Annotated in this window: 18 protein-coding genes; 9 read left to right on the plus strand and 9 right to left on the minus strand. The window is 66.0% G+C overall.

All coding sequences use genetic code 11. The features are described from left to right. Positions 1-116: 116 nt before the first annotated feature. Positions 117-3,419: an amidohydrolase family protein gene (locus KF907_RS05380; protein ID WP_291218859.1), complete on the minus strand. Its 3,303-nt coding sequence runs from the start codon at positions 3,417-3,419 to the stop codon at positions 117-119. Positions 3,420-3,633: 214 nt separating this feature from the next. Between KF907_RS05380 and KF907_RS05385 the strand changes: the two genes are divergently transcribed. The 5 genes from KF907_RS05385 (at position 3,634) to KF907_RS05405 (ending at position 7,247) form a co-directional block, all read left to right on the plus strand. Beyond that, entirely contained in the window at positions 3,634-4,341 is a 708-nt protein-coding gene (locus KF907_RS05385; RefSeq protein WP_291218861.1) for a hypothetical protein, read from the plus strand. A gap of 123 nt (positions 4,342-4,464) precedes the next feature. Further along, on the plus strand, positions 4,465-5,118 hold the full coding sequence (locus KF907_RS05390) for an EscF/YscF/HrpA family type III secretion system needle major subunit (protein ID WP_291218863.1): 654 nt from the start codon (positions 4,465-4,467) through the stop codon (positions 5,116-5,118). A 187-nt stretch (positions 5,119-5,305) separates the two neighbouring features. After that, the gene (locus tag KF907_RS05395) at positions 5,306-6,070 is read left to right on the plus strand and encodes a hypothetical protein (RefSeq protein WP_291218865.1); all 765 of its coding nucleotides are present in this window, start codon (positions 5,306-5,308) and stop codon (positions 6,068-6,070) included. Positions 6,071-6,075: 5 nt separating this feature from the next. Continuing rightward, entirely contained in the window at positions 6,076-6,702 is a 627-nt protein-coding gene (locus KF907_RS05400) for a GNAT family N-acetyltransferase (RefSeq protein ID WP_291218866.1), read from the plus strand. Next, the gene (locus KF907_RS05405; RefSeq protein ID WP_291218867.1) at positions 6,699-7,247 is read left to right on the plus strand and encodes a hypothetical protein; all 549 of its coding nucleotides are present in this window, start codon (positions 6,699-6,701) and stop codon (positions 7,245-7,247) included. The genes KF907_RS05400 and KF907_RS05405 overlap by 4 nt, the downstream gene beginning before the upstream one ends. A gap of 258 nt (positions 7,248-7,505) precedes the next feature. On the opposite strand, the gene KF907_RS05410 is transcribed toward KF907_RS05405, so the two are convergent. Together KF907_RS05410 and KF907_RS05415 are read right to left on the minus strand one after the other, a co-directional pair. Further along, positions 7,506-8,189: a hypothetical protein gene (locus KF907_RS05410; protein WP_291218869.1), complete on the minus strand. Its 684-nt coding sequence runs from the start codon at positions 8,187-8,189 to the stop codon at positions 7,506-7,508. A 9-nt stretch (positions 8,190-8,198) separates the two neighbouring features. Beyond that, positions 8,199-8,516 (minus strand): hypothetical protein, encoded by a 318-nt coding sequence (locus KF907_RS05415; protein ID WP_291218870.1) that lies wholly within the window; start codon positions 8,514-8,516, stop codon positions 8,199-8,201. A gap of 158 nt (positions 8,517-8,674) precedes the next feature. On the opposite strand from KF907_RS05415, the gene sctU reads away from it, so the two are divergent. Next, positions 8,675-9,748, plus strand: coding sequence for a type III secretion system export apparatus subunit SctU (sctU, locus tag KF907_RS05420; RefSeq protein WP_291218872.1), 1,074 nt, complete (start codon positions 8,675-8,677; stop codon positions 9,746-9,748). Between the two features lie 199 nt (positions 9,749-9,947). On the opposite strand, the gene sctT is transcribed toward sctU, so the two are convergent. Genes sctT through KF907_RS05450 form a run of 6 tightly spaced genes read right to left on the minus strand, consistent with a single transcriptional unit; the run spans position 9,948 to position 14,461 of the window. Beyond that, entirely contained in the window at positions 9,948-10,730 is a 783-nt protein-coding gene (sctT, locus tag KF907_RS05425; RefSeq protein ID WP_291218874.1) for a type III secretion system export apparatus subunit SctT, read from the minus strand. Next, on the minus strand, positions 10,730-10,999 hold the full coding sequence (gene sctS, locus KF907_RS05430) for a type III secretion system export apparatus subunit SctS (RefSeq protein ID WP_291218876.1): 270 nt from the start codon (positions 10,997-10,999) through the stop codon (positions 10,730-10,732). Before sctS ends, sctT begins: the two co-directional genes overlap by 1 nt. A gap of 10 nt (positions 11,000-11,009) precedes the next feature. Continuing rightward, positions 11,010-11,675 carry a type III secretion system export apparatus subunit SctR gene (sctR, locus tag KF907_RS05435; RefSeq protein ID WP_291218878.1) on the minus strand — a complete coding sequence of 222 codons (666 nt, stop codon included), beginning with the start codon at positions 11,673-11,675 and terminating at the stop codon, positions 11,010-11,012. Continuing rightward, a complete protein-coding gene (gene sctQ, locus KF907_RS05440; protein ID WP_291218879.1) occupies positions 11,662-12,738 on the minus strand; it encodes a type III secretion system cytoplasmic ring protein SctQ in 1,077 nt (358 codons plus the stop codon). The genes sctR and sctQ overlap by 14 nt, the downstream gene beginning before the upstream one ends. 11 nt (positions 12,739-12,749) lie before the next feature. Beyond that, a complete protein-coding gene (locus tag KF907_RS05445) occupies positions 12,750-13,349 on the minus strand; it encodes a response regulator transcription factor (protein WP_291218880.1) in 600 nt (199 codons plus the stop codon). Between the two features lie 11 nt (positions 13,350-13,360). Further along, the gene (locus KF907_RS05450; protein WP_291218881.1) at positions 13,361-14,461 is read right to left on the minus strand and encodes a sensor histidine kinase; all 1,101 of its coding nucleotides are present in this window, start codon (positions 14,459-14,461) and stop codon (positions 13,361-13,363) included. 165 nt (positions 14,462-14,626) lie between these two features. Here KF907_RS05450 and KF907_RS05455 point away from each other — a divergent pair, with 165 nt between their 5' ends. The 3 genes from KF907_RS05455 to sctC all read left to right on the plus strand — a co-directional run bounded on the left by KF907_RS05455 (position 14,627) and on the right by sctC (position 19,246). Then, positions 14,627-14,935: a FliO/MopB family protein gene (locus tag KF907_RS05455; protein WP_291218882.1), complete on the plus strand. Its 309-nt coding sequence runs from the start codon at positions 14,627-14,629 to the stop codon at positions 14,933-14,935. Positions 14,936-15,267: 332 nt separating this feature from the next. Beyond that, positions 15,268-17,322, plus strand: a complete 2,055-nt coding sequence (gene sctV, locus KF907_RS05460; protein WP_291218884.1) for a type III secretion system export apparatus subunit SctV — start codon at positions 15,268-15,270, stop codon at positions 17,320-17,322. Positions 17,323-17,410: 88 nt separating this feature from the next. Continuing rightward, positions 17,411-19,246: a type III secretion system outer membrane ring subunit SctC gene (gene sctC / locus KF907_RS05465; protein ID WP_291218885.1), complete on the plus strand. Its 1,836-nt coding sequence runs from the start codon at positions 17,411-17,413 to the stop codon at positions 19,244-19,246. The last annotated feature ends 17 nt before the right edge of the window (positions 19,247-19,263 follow it).

The following is a 19,263-nucleotide window of genomic DNA, read 5'->3' on the forward strand; positions in this document are numbered from 1 at the left end:
ACCGTAGGAAACGCCTTCAGGCGTGATACTCGTTCTACGGGAGGTTGTACAGACAGGGCATCACGGCCGAAGCCGTTTCCCACGGTTCTTGTGCGTAGGTGATGCGTGGTGTTTCCTCAATGCACGTGCATGGTCCCCGACTTCGGGCAATGGCAGGGTGCGGTCGGACCGTATTCGAGGCCATAGGTGCGGCCGTCGCGGTGGCGCTGCCAATAGAACTCGGGGGCCTTGCGCCCAAGGCCACCGACTTCAGCCATGTCGGCCTCGACATCGAAGACGCGGCCGTTGACGGCCACGTAGCGCGTGTCGATGGTGGCACGGATGTTTTCCAGCGGATTCGTGTTGAGCACCACGAAGTCGGCGCGCTTGCCGACTTCGAGCGAACCGAGTTGCCGCGACAGGCCGATCAGGTCGGCGCCGTCGATCGTCGCCGCGCGCAGCGCCTCCCAGTTGCTGAACCCGCCCTGGGTCAGCGACCAGATCTCCCAGTTCGCCGACAACCCCTGCAGCTGGCCGTGGCCGCCGACAGTGATCTTCACGCCGGCGTCGCGCAGCTTCTTCGCGGCCTTGGCCACTTCGATGTGGTGGTAGTCCCAGTCCGGCGCGGTTTCGCGGCGCACCGAGCGCGCATCGAGCGTTTCGCGTGGGAAGAAGCGGTTGAGTTTCTTGTCTTCCCAGACGTTGTCACGCGCGTACCACCAGTACTCGCCGCTGAGGCCGCCGTAGCTGACGACCAAGGTCGGCGTGTTGAACACCTTGGTCTCCTTCCATAGATTGATGACGTCGGCGTAGAGCGGCGCGACCGGGATGTTGTGTTCGACGCTGGTCACGCCGTCGAGCACCATCGGCATGTTGTGGTTGAAGGTCGAGCCGCCTTCCTCGACGACGAGCATGCCGAGTTCGCGCGCGGCCTGGTTGATCTGCTGGTGCTGGTCGCGGCGCGGCTGGTTGTAGCTCTTTACGCTGAAGGCGCCGTGGGCCTTCATGCGGCGCAGGTGCGCACGCGCGTCGTCGATCGAGTTGACCACCGCCTTGAAGTCGCCGTCGGCGCCGTACAGGATCGTGCCGGTCGAGAAGATGCGCGGGCCGACCATGGCGCCACTCCTGACCAGTTCGGCCTGCGAGAACACGGTCTCGGTGGTCGCCGACGGATCGTGCGTGGTGGTGATGCCGAAGGCGAGGTTGGTGTAGTAGGCCCAGTTCTGCTGCGGCACGACGCCGCCGTTGAAGTGGTTCACGTGGGCGTGCACGTCGATGTAGCCGGGCACGATGGTCTTGCCGGTGACGTCGATGACGGTCGCGTTGGCCGGGATAGCCACGCTGCCGGACTTGCCGATCGCCTTGATCGTGTCGCCGTCCACGACGAGCACGCCGTCCTCGATGACCTCCTGCCTCGATTCGGCATCGCCCATCGTGACCAGGCGCGCGCCGGTGAAGGCGAACATGCCGGTCGGCGTGTCGACCTTCGCGCTCAGGCCGACGTCAATGCCCTTGTCGGTGCCGGGTTTCGGCAGTTCCTTCGGCGCGCCGGGCACGAAGGCGAAGCTGTCCTTGAGGTCGCGCGAGTGGTACTCGCGGCCGACCATCCAGTGCAGTGTCGAGGAATCATTCGACCAGTGCAGGTAGGAGCCGACGTCCCTGCTGATCGCGGTGACCGGGATCGCCTTGGTGTCCTTCGACAGTTCGATGCTGGCGCCGGTTTGCGGCATCGGTGCGACATACGCATTGAACAGTTCGGTGAAGGCCACCCACTTGCCATCGGGGCTGACGCTGACGAAGTCGACGTACTTGAGGTCGAACACGTCGCGCGGCTCGCTGCCGTCGATGGCGATGCTTTGCAGCTTCTTCTTGAGGCCGCCGCCGGTGAGGAACAGCACGCGTCGGCCGTCGGTCGAGAACTGCGGATCGGCACCGGATTTCGCCACGCGTCGGGCTTCGCCGCCGCTCGCCGGCATGACGTAGATGCCGGCTTCGCCGGAATTGAGGTTGCCGGTCAGCGAGGTGCCGGCGGTTTTCGCATAAACGATGCGGGTGCCGTCGCGCGAATACTTCGGTGCGTAGTAGAAGCCGGGCTTGGTGGTCAGCGTGCGCGTCTGGCCACTGCCGAGCTCGCGTTCGACGATCGCGCCCTGCGCGGCATCCGACCAGGTCGTGTAGAGCAGCTTGCGGCCGTCGGCACTGAACGCGGGCTGGTATTCGAAGTTCGCTGCGTCGCTGGTGAGGCGTTTCGGCACGCCGTTGGGCAGCGACTTGAGCCAGAGATGGCCGAGTGCATGGAAGACCAATGTGCGCCCATCCGGGCTGGTGGCGACGTCGCGGATCATCTTCGGCTGGAAGCTGCCCCGCTCGATGGTCTGCTCGAAATGCAGCGGCTGGGCGAGGCTCTGCTCGACCTCGGCCTTGAACGCGATCGCGGCCGGCGTGCCGCTGGCGGCATCGACACGCCAGAGCTTGCCCTGCGCCCAGATCACGATGGCCTTCGAGTCGGGCGTCCACGCGTAATTAGCGTACGGACCGAAGACCGCCCAGGCTTCCTGCATGTCGTGCGAGAGGCCGTCCCACAGCGGGCGCACCTCGCCGCTGTCGAGATCCTGCACGTGCAGGACGCTTTTCTCGCGCACGCGCTTGACGAAGGCCAGCGATCTGCCGTCCGGCGATGGCTGCGGGCGTACCGCGCCACCGGGCGTGGCGACGACGGTCTCGATGTCGCCGGTTTCGCGGTCGAGGCGCTTGATCGCGTAGATCGTGCCGTGCGGATCCTTGTTGTACTGGAAGAACGGGCCGGGGCTGACGTCCTCCGAGTAGTAGACGTGACGCCCGTCAGGGCTGACCGCCGGCTCGCCGAGATCCTGCTGGTCGTTCTTCTGCTTGGTCAATTGCAGTCCGGTGCCGCCCGAGCGGTGGTACATCCACAGCTCGCCGGCGCCGAGCGAGCGCTGGCCGGTGAAGTGCTTGCGGCCGACGAGGTACTGGCCATCCGGCGTCCACGCCGGGTTGTTGAGCAGGCGGAAGTCCTCCTTGGTGACCTGCACGGCGTCGCTGCCGTCGATCTTCACGCGCCACAGGTTGTTGCCGCCGCTGCGGTCCGAGGTGAAGGCGAGCTCGCGGCCATCGGGGGAAAATCGCGGCTGCACGTCCCAGGCTGCGCCGCGGGTCACGCGCTTGGCAGTGCCGCCGGCGATTGGCAACACATAAAGGTCGCCGAGCAGGCTGAAGGCGATGGTCTTGCCATCCGGGCTGACGTCAAGATCCATCCAGGTGCCCTCGTCGACGCTGAAGCGGACGGTCTTGGCCTGCGCCCCATGCGCGGTCTGCACGTCCCACTTCGGCGGTTCCTCCTTCTTCTTTTCGGCAGCGCCGGCGAAGGACGGCAGGAGCAGGCTGGCGGCGACGGCGAGCGCGAGCGGACGGATCGACATGGACGATTCTCCCCGGATGGAAGCCGGGATCGTATCCGTGGTGTCACGGGTGTGCACGTGAGGAAAGTCCTGCAGGCGAGCCGTCTGGGGCGCTGACGTGGCAACCGACGCGGTCGCCGCGATCGAGCAAGGCGCATGGGCACGTGCGCGTGGTGGCTTGCGCGTGGCTGGGCATTCGCGGAAGACTCGCCATTCCCTGCTGCGGAACCTGACGATGAAGTGGCCGGTCCAGCGGATCCTCGCGTGTGCATGCCTCGGTCTGGCCTGCCAGCCGACCCTGTGCGCAACCGCCTGCGTGGATGCGGAGGTCGTGATCGACATGCGTGTGGCGCCGGTCTTTGCCGAGGCAGTGCTGTCCGCGACGCTGCGCGGCACGCTCGTGCAGGCGGCCTTCGGCAGCCTCGACACCGAAGTCGCCGTCGGTGCAGGCGTCGACGGGGCTTTCACTGCGGCCGGCGCGCGCGAAACGGCGTTTCTCGTGCAGGCGATCGACCCGGCGGCGACGCCAGTCGATCCGATCCGCGCCGCGCTGGTGATCGTTGCCGGCGGCAAGCCGGTGCGTGTCTTCGAGACCGGACTCGGGCAACGCCTGGGGGGGGCGTTGCCTGGCCTTGGTACGGGTGGCAACGACGCACTGGTGGTGCTTGCGGAAAGCTACGGCATGGGGCAGTCGTCGCTGCGCCTCGCTGTCGTCGAGGTCGCCAGTACTGCCCTGGTTGAACGCGCAGGGTTCGATGCGGCACGCGTTGACGCCTGCGACGACGCGCGTTTTGGCGGCTTCGTCGAAGCCATTCGCGTCAGTCGCTGCGAAGGCGAAGCCGATCCCGCGCGCTGGCAGGCCGAACGCCTGCGGGCTGCCTGCGTCGATGGCCGGGCACCGCCTGCAGCGGCGTTCGGTCCGGCGGTCAAGGGTAAACCCTAGCTCGGGAAAGTCCCGGCTTACATCGCCGTGCGCGGCGCGCAAGATCGCCGCCACTGGCAGCGTTGGAACACCATCCGATGTTGCTGATCAAAGCCAACTGAAACCAAAACTCGGAGGTGGATCATGTCTATCGGTGGCGGCGGCAATTTCCTCAGCAGCATCGGCTCGATCGTCGGCGGCATCTTCGGCGGCCCCATCGGCGCCATGGTCGGTCAGCTCGCCGGTCAGCTGCTTTCCTCGGTGGTCGACCAGGTCATCGACCAGCTCCCGGTCGACCAGGCGTTCAAGGACCTCATCAGCGCGGGTTTCAAGGCCGGCATGGGCGATGTCGGCGGGGCGATCCAGGACGCCAACCAGTTCATCGAGGATCTCGGCCGCTCGATGGGCGGTTCGCAGTCCGACATTTCTTCGATGCAGCGCTCGCTCGAGGACTTCAGGAACGAGGTCCGCGACCTGTTCACCCAGGCACTGGCGCGCGAAGCCATCGAGAAGGAAGAGGAAGGTTCGGGCCAGTGCTCGGGCAAGACCACGCAGCGTGGCGGCACGGCTGGCGGCGGCGCGGGCTGGCTGCGCGCCATGGCCGAGGCGCTCGGCAAGCAGTGTGACCAGCTCGCCGACGAGCTGCAGGAAGCGGTCGACAACATCGACAAGGAAGACCCGAGCACGATGGTCGAGTTCCAGACGATCTCGCAGCAGTTCAGCATGCTGATGAACGCGACGACGACCGCCATCAAGACGATCGGCGAAGCGATGACCGCGGTGGGCCGCAAGCAGTAAGCGGTCGTTCCACGGATACGCGGGAACGGGCCGTTCGTCGGCCCGTTCTCGTTTTCGTCGGGAGTGAACCGCGTTTTTACGGATCGGTCACGTTTCGGCAACCGCACTTCCCGCAGTCTCGGCGCCGCGCCGTCGCAAGCAGATCCGGCGCACGGCCACATCGCCAGATGGCCTGGAGGAGGATGTCATGGCGAAATCAGTCGTCACCGCTTTCCTGAGTGCCCTCATGCTTGGGCTGTGCGCCGTCCGCGCGCAGGCGCAGATGATCGACGGCGCCCACATGGCCACGCCGGTGCCCGACTACGCGCAGTCGCTGATCTATGGCCAGACTTTTTCGAAGTCCTATCGCGATCGCGTGTCCGGCAAACGCGGTGTTGCCGCGCAGCGCAAGACAGCACACGGATCGGTGCCCCCGAGCTATCCGCGCGACGATTTCCGTGTGAGCTTTGCGCCGGAGGTCTCCTCGGCGGTCCGGCATGACTACATCGCCGCAATCGCCCGCTCGACCAACCCCAGAGTCGCCAGCGAGCTCGACAACTTCTATGCACGCAATCCGGTACGTTCGCAGTTCGAGATTGCGATTCGTCCGTACGGCTTGCGCAGCGATGACCTCGCCGACATCGCCGCGGCGCACCTGGTGGTCATGTGGATGACCGCCAACGACGCGGCGTTGCCGGACGTGCGCCAGGTGCGCGGCGTGCAGGCGCAGGTGCAGCGGCAAATGGCCTCGAGCGGTGCGGCCACGCCGCACGCCGACCAGCGCCAACGCATCGCCGAGGCGCTCATGTACCAGACCGTCACCCTCATCAAGGTCCGCGAGCAGGCGCAGGCTGAGCGGGCTGTCGCGCAGCTGGCCAGCCTGGCCGACTCGGCGCAGGCGACCATGGCACGGCAGGATGTCGACCTGCGTGGCATGGTCCTGACCGACGAGGGCCTGGTGCCGCGCGGATGAACACCATGGCTGCCGAACGGTCCACCACGATGCCTGCGCCGCGCCGGCGTGAACCGCGGCGGGACTATGCCGGTGCGGTCCTGCTGCGCACGCGCCGCTTGGTCCTGCGCGGACTGTGCCTGCGCGATGCCGAGGACATCAGCGCCCTGCATGCCGAGCCGCGTGTTCGTGAACACCTGCTCGAACAGGTGCCGATCAGCTTTCTCGAGACGATTGGCTTCATCGCTCAGGCCAACCATGTCTATGCCGACACGCCGGGTCTCGGCGTTTGGCATGCGAGTGCGCCCGACGGTTTCGTCGGCCTGTTCTCGTTGATGCCAGTGGTCGGCAACGAGCATGAGATCGAACTCGGCGCACGTCTGATGCCGGCATCGTTCGGCCGGTTGTATTCTCTCGAGGGCGCACGTGCCCTGCGCGACCACGCCTTCACCCGGCTCGGCCTGGTACGCCTGCGGGGTTTCTGTCACCCGCGCAATGCAGCCGTGCCACTGATCTTCCGCCGACTTGGGTTCGCCGACGCCGGCACGACCGAACATTTCGGGCGCGAGGCGCTCGCCTTCGTGCTTGAGCGCGAAGCCTGGAGCGCGCGCGCTGCCAGTCCATCCACAGCGAACCACCTGGAGACGCCATGAATGCACAGCCCGCCCCTGCGCCGACAACCGCATGGCCGATCGGCGACGATCCGGCGCTGTCGGCCGAGGTGCGTCGCGAACTCGTCGATTCGCTGGTCGCGCGCGGCGGCGTCGGTCGAGAGCAGGCCGAAGCGGAACTCGCCGCGCGCGATGTCGCTGCGGACTTCGAACGACGGTTCGCTCCGCTTGGGCTCGACCGTCGTGAACTGCCTGACGTGCTCGCCGCGCAGATCATCGGTATGTGGAGCATCGTCCACGACGCGGCCTTTCCCTCCGCCGACATCGCACGCGCGCTGAGCCGCCAGCTCGCAAGCTCGTTGCCGGGGCGTGCCGAAGCGGTCGATCCACGCAAGCGCCAGCTCGTCGGCGAGGCACTCATTCACGAAACCGTGCTGGCCCTCGAGGCGCGCGATGCCGCGCGCGCGGCCGGGCGTCGCAGTGAACTCAAGCAGATGGCCGAATCCGCACAACGCAACATGCTCAACCGCCAGGCGATCAATCTGCGCAAGACACAGTTGACGCCGCAAGGCATGCGGCGCGGCTGAGACCCCGCGGCAGGGCATGCGCCGGTCGCGCCAGAGGCACAACGGCGTTGCGCACGCACGCGGCCGGTGCTGCGGGCTTCGGGCTTGGCTGTCGCGGTCCTCTGTCCTGTGCGGGCGCAGCTCGGCGTTGCGCCGGCTCGACAGGCGGCCTGTCTGCCTTCGCCGTCGCGCCTTGATCTGCGCCCACACAGGACGGTGACGCCGTTGCGGGATTGATCAGGACATCCCTTGCGCGACCCATGCATGACGCACCTGGAATCAAAGATCGCGTACAACCCAGCCGCGTGGCACCTGACGCGGCTCGCCTCCGGCGGCGACCGCCGCAGCGGCGATCTCGTGCGGCGCACGGTTCGCCTTCCAGTTCGCGGCGAGGACGGCGAGGCGCTCGCGCGTGCCACGCATGTAGATGCCCTCGAGCTCGGTTTGTGTGTCGGCCTCGAGCTTGAGCGGGTACAGGGTACGCGCCTCCTCGTCGGCATTGACCAGCTCGATCAGGCGGGTCAGCGCCTGCACGCAGACGTCCGCGCCGAGCCGAGTCCGTTGCGTGCCCTGTGCATGCCAGACGATCAGATACTCGATCGGACCGAACGCGCGCTGCGGTGCCGACGAACCGAACATCTGTCCGGCCAACGCGCCGCTGATCGGCGTGCCGGCCTGCCACAGACGGCTCGCGCCCCAGGCCGTGAGCTGACCGCTCGGCAGGTCGTTGCGGCGCAGGCCGATGGCCAGGGTAGCGGCGAGCGCGCGCTGTGCGCCCGGCTCATGGCTTTCGGCGATCGTCACCAGCAGCTTGAGGAAGGTTGGATAGCCCTCGACTTCGCCAAGCCGGCGCGCGACGCGCTTGAGCAGGGCGAGACGGAAATCGGGATCGGCGTTGAACACCAGCGCACCGGCCAAGCGCCCGGCCGAAGCGACGACGGGATGCGCACCGGCGGCACTCATGCGCAGGCCTCAGCGCAGGCCGGCGAGGATCGTGTCGACGGCCTGATCGAGTGCGGCCGAACCGCCGGCCGCGGACACCGCGCCGGGCATGAGATCGAGGCGGCGCGCACCGTCGGCGGCACCGTTCCAGACGTCGCTGCCGAGCAAGGTCTCGCCGGGGTCGCGGGTCGGAGCGAGGGCTTCGGCGGGAGTTGCCTCGGCTGGTGCCAGTGCACCGCCATCGGCGAGCGGGCCGAGACCAAGCCGGCCCTGCTCGAGCGCACCCAGCGATTCCGCGTCGAGCGGCTTCAGCAGGGTCGATCCGATGTTGTCCGAAGGAATCTTCATGGCCTTTTCCGCAGTCCCGCATCAGGAGCGCACATGACCGCATGCGCATCCTATCGTCGTGACCGACGGGTGACACCTGGGGTTAACCCTTGCGTCGTCCGCGCCGAGTTGCGCCGATACTGGCACAAACCCGCGCGCGGCAGGCATCCTAGAACTCCATGAGCGGCCAGAAGAACGACAGCGGCGACCGTACCGAGAAGCCGACCACCAAGCGCCTGCGCGACGCACGCAAGGACGGTGACGTCCACAAGAGCACCGAGCTCAGCAGTACCGTGATCGTGCTGGCCTGGCTGCTCGCCATCGGGCTGCTCACGCCGGCCTATTACCGCACCCTGGCTGGCCTGTTCGGCGGCATGTTCGAGGCGATGACGCGGCCGGGCCCGGTCGCCCTGAGCCAGGCCATCGAGCAGGGCGGTATCGTGCTCATCCTGTTGACCGTGCCGGTGATGTTCGTGGTCGCGGCGGTCGGCCTGTTCACCGACTACATCCAGGTCGGCACGGTGTTCGCGCCCAAGCGGGTCAAACCGGACATCTCGCGGCTCAATCCGACCGAGGGCATCAAGAAGATGTTCTCCAAGGACAATCTCGTCGAACTGCTGAAGTCGATCCTCAAGACCAGCGCGATGGTGGGCATCTTCGTGGTCGTGCTGTGGTCTCTGCTGGCTGACTACATCGCCCTACCGCTTGGCCAGGTCGGCGATATCGCCAGCGCGCACTGGCAAGGCTTGTTGCGCATGTGTGCGTGGACGGTGTTCGTGTTCTTCTTCGTCTCGGCACTCGATGCGTTCTGGCAACGGCATTCGTTCATCAAGCGCCTGCGCATGAGCCGGCGCGACATCCGCCAGGAATCGAAGGAGAGCGAAGGTGATCCGCACATCAAAGGCCGGCGCCGCCAGCTGCATCAGGAATGGGCACAGCAGAACATGCTGCATTCGGTGCGCAAGTCGAGCGTCGTCGTGACCAACCCGACCCACGTCGCCGTCGCCTTGCTGTACGAACCCGGCGAGACCGACCTGCCGGTCGTGGTCGCCAAGGGCGAGGACCACGAGGCAGCGATGATCCGCGCCGCCGCGGAGGAGGCCGGTGTGCCGATCATGCAGAACGTTCCGCTTGCGCGCGGTCTCAACGAGAAGATCGAGATCGACGACTACATCACCGGCGAGTTCTTCCAGGCCGTCGCCGAAGTGCTGCGCTGGGCCGAGAGCGTGCGTGCGCAGCGCGAGGGGCGTTAGGCCCCGACCCTGCTGCAGCTGAAACCGCTCCCGCAATGGATTGATTTCGTGGGGACGGCCTCGGCCACGAGTGGCAGAATCAGGAACTCCCTGGCTGCCTGCCCCATGGAGCCGTCCCGTGCGAGCGCAGCTCGGCGTTGCGCCGGCTCGACAGACGGCCAGCCTGCCTTCGCCGTCGCGGGATTGATCAGAACATCCCCTATCCGAAAATGCCGCGCAGCACGCCGAGCAGGGTCTTGTTGGCGACGAGGTTCTGCAGGGTGACCTGCACGAGCACGCCAAGCATGAGCAGGACGATCCAGGTGGCGATCCAGGCCTTGATCGGCAGCGCCAGCTGGAACACGTTGAGCTGCTGCGCGTAGCGGTTGATGAGACCGAAGCCGACGTCGACCAGCGCCATGATGACCAATGCAGGCGCAGCGATGAGCAGGGCCATGGTCATCATCGTGCTGAACTGGCCGATGAAGTAGGCGCCGCCGGTCGCGTCGAGCCTGGGCAGGAAATCGCTCACCGGCCAGACCTGATAGCTGGTCAGCAGCAAGTCGAGGAACACCATGAACGCGCCACTGGCCATGAACAGCCAACCGGCGAACTGGGTCAGGAATGCTCCGGTCAGCGATGTCTGGTGGCCGGCGAGCGGATCGACCACGCTGGCGATCGTGGTGCCAACCTTGGCGTCGATCATGTTGCCGGCCGCACCGATCGCCCAGAACACGATGCCGAAGGCAAAGCCGATGGCGAGGCCGATGAAGATCTCCTTGACGATCACCACGGACCAGTGGCCATCGCCCATCTGCGCGTACGGCGAAGCCGCCGCGGCGATCGGGAAGACGACGATGGCGAGGCTGACGAAGAAACTGTTGCGCACAAGTGGCGGCATGCTGCTGCTCGACAGCAGCGGCAGGGCGAGGAAGGCTGCGGTGATGCGCGGCACGGTCAGGGCGATGCCGAGCACGTTGTTGCCGAGATCCTCGAACGGCATCAGTGTCGGGCCATGTCGGGGAAGTCGGTGAAGATGCGGTCGGAGAAATGAAAGAGCGTGCCGCCAATCATCGAAGTGGTGACAAACAACACGATGACGATGACGACGAACTTCACCGTGTAGCTGAAGGTCTGCTCCTGCAGTTGCGTGGCAGCCTGCAGGAAGGCGACCAGCAACCCGATGATTGACGCGGCGATGATCGGCGGCGCCGACAGCACCAGCACCAGCCAGAGCGCGTCCTGGGTCAGCCTGATGATGTCGAAGCCCATGCTGACGCTCTCAGGTGTAGGTGGCGATCAGGCCGTGCACGAGCTTGGCCCAGCCGTCGAGGAAGACGAACAGCAGCAGCTTGAACGGCAGCGATACCGTGGTTGGCGACAGCATCATCATGCCCATCGCAAGCAGGATGTTGGAGACCACGAGATCGATGATGAGGAACGGCAGGAATATCAGGAAGCCGATCTGGAACGCCGCAGTCAGTTCACTCACGGTGTAGGCCGGCACGATGACGATGTAGTCCGTTGCACTCACGCTGGCGCGGCGTTCCTCCGGTAGCAGGCGTTGCGCACCGTTGAGGAAGAAGGCGCGCTCCTTCTCGGTCGAGTGACGCACGAGGAACTCGCGCAATGGCTCCTTGCCCGCCTCGACCAGCTCGAGCATGCGCTCGACGTTCATCGGCGCTTCCGGATGCTGTTGCATTTTCGTGGTGATCGCGTCATGCGTGCTGAGCATCACCGGGTTCATCACGTAGGCAGAGAGGATGATGGCGAGGCCGTTGATGACGACGTTTGGCGGTACCTGCTGCAACCCGAGCGCATTGCGCAGCAGGCTCAACACGACCACGATCTTGGTGAACGACGTGACCATGACCGCAACGAACGGCGCCATCGCCAGGCCGACGACGGTGACGATGACGAGGGCAGGGCTGAAGCTACTGAAGTCCATCGGACTCCCAGCCCTCCAGTTGCACGCCGAGCGTTTCGCCGATCGCGACGAGGCGGCCGCTGCCCACGCGACGACCGTTGGCGCGAATGCCGATGCGCGCGTCGTCGAGGTTGCTGGTGAGGGTAAACACGTAACCGGGTTCGAGCTGACTCAGCTTGGCCAGGGGCAGTTCGAGTTCGCCGATCGTGAAGTCGATGCGTACCGGCAGCTGGGCGAGCGGGTCGGCGGGCGCGCCGGCGTCCTCCGCGGCGGCGGGCACGGGATCGTCGCTGTCGGTCATTGTCGGGCTCCGCAGGGAATCGATGGAAGGATCAAGGGGAGTATCGATACGCACGTGACCAGGCTGCCAGCTTGCTTGCCAGGCGCCGACGTGGCCGTCGCCGACGATGCGCACGTCGAGGCGAGAGAGAGCCTGCGTGCGTGTCCCGAGCACGATCACGTCGCCGGCTTCGAGGCCGCGCAGGTCGGATGCGGCCAGGGTGGGGCCGGCCAGGCCGATGCGCACGCGTACCGGCAGGCTCGCCAGCGCCACCGGCGATCGCGCGCAGCTGCCGGTGCCGGCGTGTGCGAGCAGGCGTCGTGCGATCGCCGGAGCCACCCGCAGCACGCCTTCGTCGCTGGTTTCCTCGCCGCGACCGAGACGGAACCCGAGCGTGACCAATCCGGCGGCTTCCTCGGCATCGTCATCGAGCAGGGCCTGGGGCAGCACGATGCCGCGGAACACGCGCGCGAGGCAGGTCATCGCGCGCCGGTGGCTGAGTGTCCAGGCGGTCAGGCGCGCGGTACCGGCATAGTCACTCCAATGCAGTTCGCCGATCGATGTGCTCGGCTGCGCGTGGTGCAGGGCAAGTTCGCCAGCACGACCGTCGACGACGATGGCGACGCGCTGCGCGCAGACGCGCCGCGGCGCAACCGTCGCCTCGAACCAGAACGGGTCGCCGTCGTCGAAGGCCCAACGTCGATGCTGCACGTGCAGCGCGCAGAGGATCTCGCTTGCCTCGGCCGACAGGCGGGCGAGGCGCTGCCGGAGCGGGGCGGGCGCGACCGCCGATCTTGACTCCATGCGCTGGCGCTTCATGCGGCCTCCAATGCGAGCCGGACGAGGTCGGGCAGGTTGTGCACGCCGAGCTTGCTCATCATGTTGGCGCGGTGCAGTTCGACGGTCTTGATGCTGATGCCAAGTTCATCGGCCACGACCTTGTTGAGCTTGCCGGCAACGACGAGTTGCATGACCTGGCGCTCGCGCGGGGTCAGAGTGGCCACGCGTTCCGCTGCTTCACGCGAGCTGCGCGCGACCGGCCGGTGTGCCAGCGCCAGTCGGACGGCGTTCACGAGCGTGGCTTCGTCGAACGGCTTTTCGATGAAATCGAGCGCGCCCTTGCGCATGGCTTCGACCGCCAGCGGGATGTCGCCGTGGGCGGTGATGAAGACCAGCGGCAACGTGCATTCGCGGCGCAGCAGTTCGTCGTGCAGCTCGATGCCACTCATGCCCGGCATGCGGATGTCGCTGACGATGCAGGCAGGGCAGTTTGTGTCGCGCGTGCGCGCGAGTGCAGTCAACAACTCGTGGCCGCCAGGATAGTCACGCACGGTGAACTCGGCCGTTTCGAGCAACCACGCAGTCGAGCGGCGGAATGATTCGTTGTCGTCGACGAGATGCACGATAGGACGCATGTGCGAAACCCTCAGTCGTTTCCGGGGGGCAGGGTGAACACGAACACGCTGCCGCCATCTGGATTGCGCTCGAAGTAGAGCCGGCCGTGGTGGTATTCGACGATCGACCGGCAGATCGCCAGGCCGATGCCCATGCCGTCGCTCTTGGTGGTGAAGAATGGCGTGAACAGGCGCGCTGCTTCCGTGTCGGACATCCCGCATCCGCGATCTGCTACGCGGAATTCGACCTGGTCGTCGAAGTTGCGATCGACGCGTATTGCGAGCTGGCGCCGCGACGGCGCTGCCTCGCGCATCGATTCGATGCCGTTCTTGATGAGGTTGAGCAGCACCTGTTCGAGCATGACCCGATCGACGTGCACATCGGGCAGATCGGCGGCGGCATCGACCTCGATGCGCACGCGATGTTTCTCCGCCTCGAGGGCGAGCAGGCGCAGCACGTTGTCAACCAGGTGCGCCGGTGCCTGCGGTTCGCGACGCGGCTCACGCGCGCGCACGAACTCGCGCAGGCGGGCGATGACCTGGCTGGCGTGCTCGGCCTGGTCGCGTGCATAGCCAAGCGCTTCGGCGAGGCGTTCGCGCGCGCTCTCGCCCTTGTCGAGCAGGCGCAGGCCGACGCCGACGTAGTTGACGATCGCGGCAAGCGGCTGGTTGAGTTCGTGGGCGAGTGTCGTCGCCATTTCGCCGACCGACATCGTGCGCGAGGTGAACAGCAGCTTCTCATGACGCTGCTTGTGCTCACTGAGGGTGCGCTGGCGCTCGCTGATGTCGAGCACGGTCAACACCGAATGGACGACCTGCCGACCACGCCATTCGCCGCGGGCCAGTTCGAACCAGCGTCCGCTCGGCATGTGCAAGGCTTCGCGCGTGGTTGCCGATGTGGCGACGGCACTGGTGAACTGCGCATCGAAGTCGTCACGCGTGAAACCATCGGTGGGCGCGAACGCCGCCTTGAACGCCGCATTGGCCGCAACCAGCACGCCATCGCGGTCACGAAACAGCGCACACGCGACCGGCAAGGCATCGATGAGTGCGGCATCGGTGCTCGCTTGACTGCTCGCCGTGCGGCGAGCCGGCGTGGCACGCTTGGGTCGGATATCCGTCGAGGTCGCCATGCCGCTGGAGCCTTCGCGTCGGTGGATCGTCGTTTGCTGGCGGTCTTGCTGCGCGCTGTGCTTTTCTTAGGAATACACAAACGAGGGGCACACATGCAATCGCAGAGATCTGTTTATCGAATTCTTCACGTCCCTGTCACAGTGATCGTGGGTGGATGCTTTCCGATGCAAGCATTTGCGGAAGAGGTTCCGTCGGTCGGCGGTACGCTGCTGTCAATGCTGGTGCCGCTCGTGCTCGTCGTTGCGGCGATGTTCGGCGCGCTCGTGCTGGTGCGCCGACGTTACGGACTCACTTCGAGCGACGGGCCGATGCGCATCCGCCAGATCCTCGCCGTGGGTCCGCGCGAACGCCTGCTGATCGTCGAAGCCGAGGGCCGGCGTCTCGTTGTCGGTGTCACCGCGACGACGATCACGCGGGTCGCCGAACTCGATGGTGACGACGAGCGCGGGCGGCCCACGACCGGCGAAACGTGATCGGCTTCGCATGATCGTCGTGAAGGTTTCGTTGTCATAAAAATACGCTTGTGTCGTACGTGACGAAAGAGCTAGGCTGAAAGAAGGATTACAGATAGAGCGATAGTCGACCGGCCATCGACTGAAACCAGCAGCCACGATTCGCACAGGGGCGGACGTGGCGAGAAACGAGACGAGCGCGTGGAGACGATGATTCCCGCGAGCGTCCGTGCAATCCGGCGTGTCCGTGCCGTTGTGCGCACGGGCAGTCCGTCGCCGGAGCGCACGGGCCCGAGCCCTGATGTGTCGCTGCCGTCATCGGCACGCGACATCCGAGTGCATGGAGGTCGCGCATGAGCGCCATTGCCTCCGGCCTCGTCGGCAAGCGCAGCTACAGTGACATCGTCCTCGCCTTCGGCGTGGTCGCGATCGTCGCGTTGATGATCCTGCCGCTGCCGATCCTGCTCATCGACATTCTCGTCGCGCTCAACATCCTGATCGGCGTCGGCCTGCTGCTGCTGGCGATCTACGTGCCGAATCCGGTCGCGTTCTCGAGCTTCCCGAGTGTGCTGCTGATCACCACGCTGTTCCGCCTGTCGCTGGCGATAGCGATCACGCGCAAGATCCTGCTCGAAGCCGATGGCGGCCACATCATCGATACCTTTGGCAACATGGTCGTCGGCGGCAACCTCGTCGTCGGTATCGTCATCTTCCTCATCATCACGGTCGTGCAGTTCATCGTCGTGGCCAAGGGCGCCGAGCGCGTCGCCGAGGTCGCCGCACGCTTCACTCTTGATGCAATGCCAGGCAAGCAACTGTCGATCGACTCCGACCTGCGCTCGGGCCTGATCGACAAGGACGAGGCGCGCCGGCGCCGGCGTCTGCTGGAAACCGAGAGCCAGCTGCACGGTTCGCTCGACGGTGCAATGAAGTTCGTCAAGGGCGACGCGATCGCCGGCATCGTCATCATCATCGTAAACCTGCTCGGTGGTCTGGCCGTTGGCATCATGCAAATGGGCATGGCGGTCGGCGAGGCCGTGCACACCTACAGCATCCTCACCATCGGTGACGGCCTGGTCTCGCAGATCCCGGCGCTGCTCGCCTCGATCTCGGCCGGCCTGTTGGTCACGCGCACGACCGGCGAGGAGGACCACAAGCACCTCGGTGAGGCGATCTCCAGGCAGATCGGCAAGGAACCGCGCGTCGCCCTTATCGCAGGTTGCGTGGCCTTGTTGCTGCTGTTCGTGCCGGGCTTTCCGAAACCGGCCTTTCTCGTCCTTGCTCTGGCGTTGCTCGGTTTCGCGGCTTGGCGGATGCGCGAGCGCGTGGCTTTCCTGCGTCGTCTGTTCCGCGTGCCGGAGGCGAACAACGAACTGGCCACACGCGCGCAGTCCCTGCTCGAAGGTGACTTCGTGCCGATGCCGGGCCTGCTTCTCGAGATCGAGCGCGGCACCGGCACAGCACTTGGCCCGGCGCGCGTCCGTGACGCGCTGCAACGCCTGGTCGCCGACCTGCGCGAGGAGTTCGGTGTGCCGGTGCCGGCGCCGACGATGCGTTCAAACGAACGCCTTCAGGACGGTGGCTACCGGCTCTATGCATTCGGTGTGCGTATCGGCGCCGGCGTGATTCGCGCCGATGGGCGCTTCCTTCCTGGCGCGGTCGCGGGCGGCGACGGCGCGCTGGTGCCGGCGCAGCCGAACTTCATGCCACCGTTCGAGGGCGCTTGGGTCGGTGCCGCGGGTGATGCTGCTGCCGACACGCGCAGCTTGGCCCCGCTCGAGGCTCTGACCACGCATGTGCGAACGGCCGTCGAGCGCCACCTCGGTTTGTTCATCGGCATCCAGGAAACGTCGAACCTGTTCACGCGCATGTCGCGCGACTACCCCGATCTGGTCAAGGAGATGCTGCGCGTGCTTGCGCCGCAGCGCGTCGCCGAGGTGCTCAAGCGCCTCGTCGACGAGGGCGTGCCGATTCGCAATCTGCGCGATGTGTTCGAGGCGATCGCCGATGCGGGCAGCCGCGAGAAGGACATAGTCATGCTGACCGAGTACGTGCGCGTCGCCTTGCGTCGGCACATCAGCGACCGCCATGCCGCGGAGGACCGCACGCTGAAGGTGCTGGTCGTGCATCCCGAATTGGAAGACAAGCTGCGCAGCTCGGTGCGAGTGACCAACGCCGGCGCCCAGCTCGCCGTCGATCCCGAGCTCGCCGCGCATGTGCTCGCGCAGATCGGCGAGTGGCGGCGTGCCGAGGGTGGTTTCGCCGGGACTGCACTGCTTGGTTCGCTGGATGTGCGCCGTCACCTGCGCAAGCTGACCGAAATTGAGTACTTCGAGCTCCCGGTGCTGTCGTTCCAGGAGCTCGTTCCGGACATCAAGCTCACGCCCCTTGGGCAGGTAACGGCGTGAGCGCGATGGGGCATCACATCGAAAACAACGTACGCAACGGGGTGAAGCAATGGGGTCATCAGGGCGACAGGGGTGGTGGTTTGCAGTAGTGCTGGCTTTGGCCGTGTGCGTGCCATGGTCGGTGGCGGCGGCACCGATTCCGTTCCAGCGCACGCAGGTCAACTACGAACTCAAGGGTGAGCCACTCCGGGAGTTTCTCACGCGATTCTTCGCCGAGCAGGGCATGCAGGTCGTGTTCAGTCCGCTCGTCGATGCGCAGTCGGCCACCCTCAATGGGCCGCGCGCGGGTTCGGCCGAACAGGTCTTCCGCAGCATCGCCAGTGCCAACCAGCTGAGTGCGTACTTCGACGGTTCGGCGGTCTACGTCTACAAGCTCAACGAGCGCATCACGCGCTACTACGCGGTGCCGACCAATCGCGTCGAGGACTTCGTGCGCGCGTTCCACGAGATGCGCCTCGGTGATTCCGCCAACACGTTCAATGCACGTGCTCAGAGCGGCCTCGTCGTCGTCAGCGGCGCGCCGCGCTTCGTGGAGCAGGTCAAGGAGCTGACGGATGCGCTCCGCCACCAGCAGGCGACCGCGACGGCAACGCTGCGCGTATTCGCGCTGAAGTACGCCTGGGCCTCGGACACCACATTCACGGCGGGTGCGCGCGAGATCACCGTGCCTGGCGTGGCGACGATCCTGCAACAGCTCATGTACGGTCCGGACCAGATGCCCAACTTCAGCGGCGCGCGCGAGCGTGCGCTGAGCACGACCTCGGTGTCGCTGAAGGGCCGCGGTCTGGCAGCCGGTTCGGACGACGGCACCCGCGCGGCGGGCGAGCTGCCGCCACCCGCCCGGCCGCCGTCGGCCGACGATGGTTCGGCGACACTGTTCGTCGACGAGTTCACCACGCCGAACTTCGGCGTGCGCAACGTCCGCTCCGGTGGCGATATCCGCATCGTCGCCGATCGCTACCGCAACGCCGTCATCGTGCGCGACTCGGCCGAGTCGATGAAACTCTACGAAGAACTGATCCGTCAGCTCGACGTAGAGCCGATGATCGTCCAGCTCGAGGCGACGATCATCGATGTCGACAAGCGCAAGCTGCGCGACATCGGTATCGACTGGCGCTGGAAGAATGGTCGCCACGAGGCCATGTTCGGCGCCGACGACAGCGTGCGTCAGCAGTTTCTCAATGCGCTCGGAGCCGACAACATCGACTACTTGCCGCAACGCACGCCAGGCCTCCATCTTGGCGCGATCATCGGCGATTCGTACAGCTTCATCGCGCGCGTCAATGCGCTTGCCGATCAGGGCGTGACCCACGTCGTCTCGCGCCCCCAGGTGGTCACGCTCAACGACGTCGAGGCAGTCATCGAGAACACGCGCACGTTGTACGTGCCGGTCAACGGTGCCTACGAAGTCGATCTCTTCAATGTCGTTGCCGGTACGATCCTGCGGGTGACGCCGCATCTCGTCTTCGACGGCGAACGCCAGCGCATCCGTCTGCTGGTAGGCATCGAGGACGGAGACGTGGCGATCAGCGCGGTCAATTCGCGCAACCAGATCGTCAACTACCCGAGCGTGACGCGTGCGGCGGTGAGCACCCAGGCGCTCATCAACGAGAACGAGAGCCTGCTCCTTGGTGGCCTGGTGCGCAATCTGAGCGGCAAGGATGTCGACAAGATCCCGGGCCTCGGTGACATTCCTGGCCTCGGCGCATTGTTCCGGCGTGAAGCCAAACGACTCGAACGCGTCGAGCGCCTGTTCCTGATCACGCCGCGCCTGGTGCCGTTGCAATCGATCGCCGGCCAGACCATGCAGCCGCGCCCGGCCGAAGCGATCACGGTGGAGGATCTGCAGAAGGATGACGCGCAGCGCGAAGCCGACGAGAAGAAGGCGCGCGCCGAGGCGCGCAGGAGCCGGCGCGCGGGTTAGGTGCAATGAGTCGGCGC

The sequence above is a fragment of the Dokdonella sp. genome (genome assembly GCF_019634775.1).
Lineage (GTDB): Bacteria > Pseudomonadota > Gammaproteobacteria > Xanthomonadales > Rhodanobacteraceae > Dokdonella.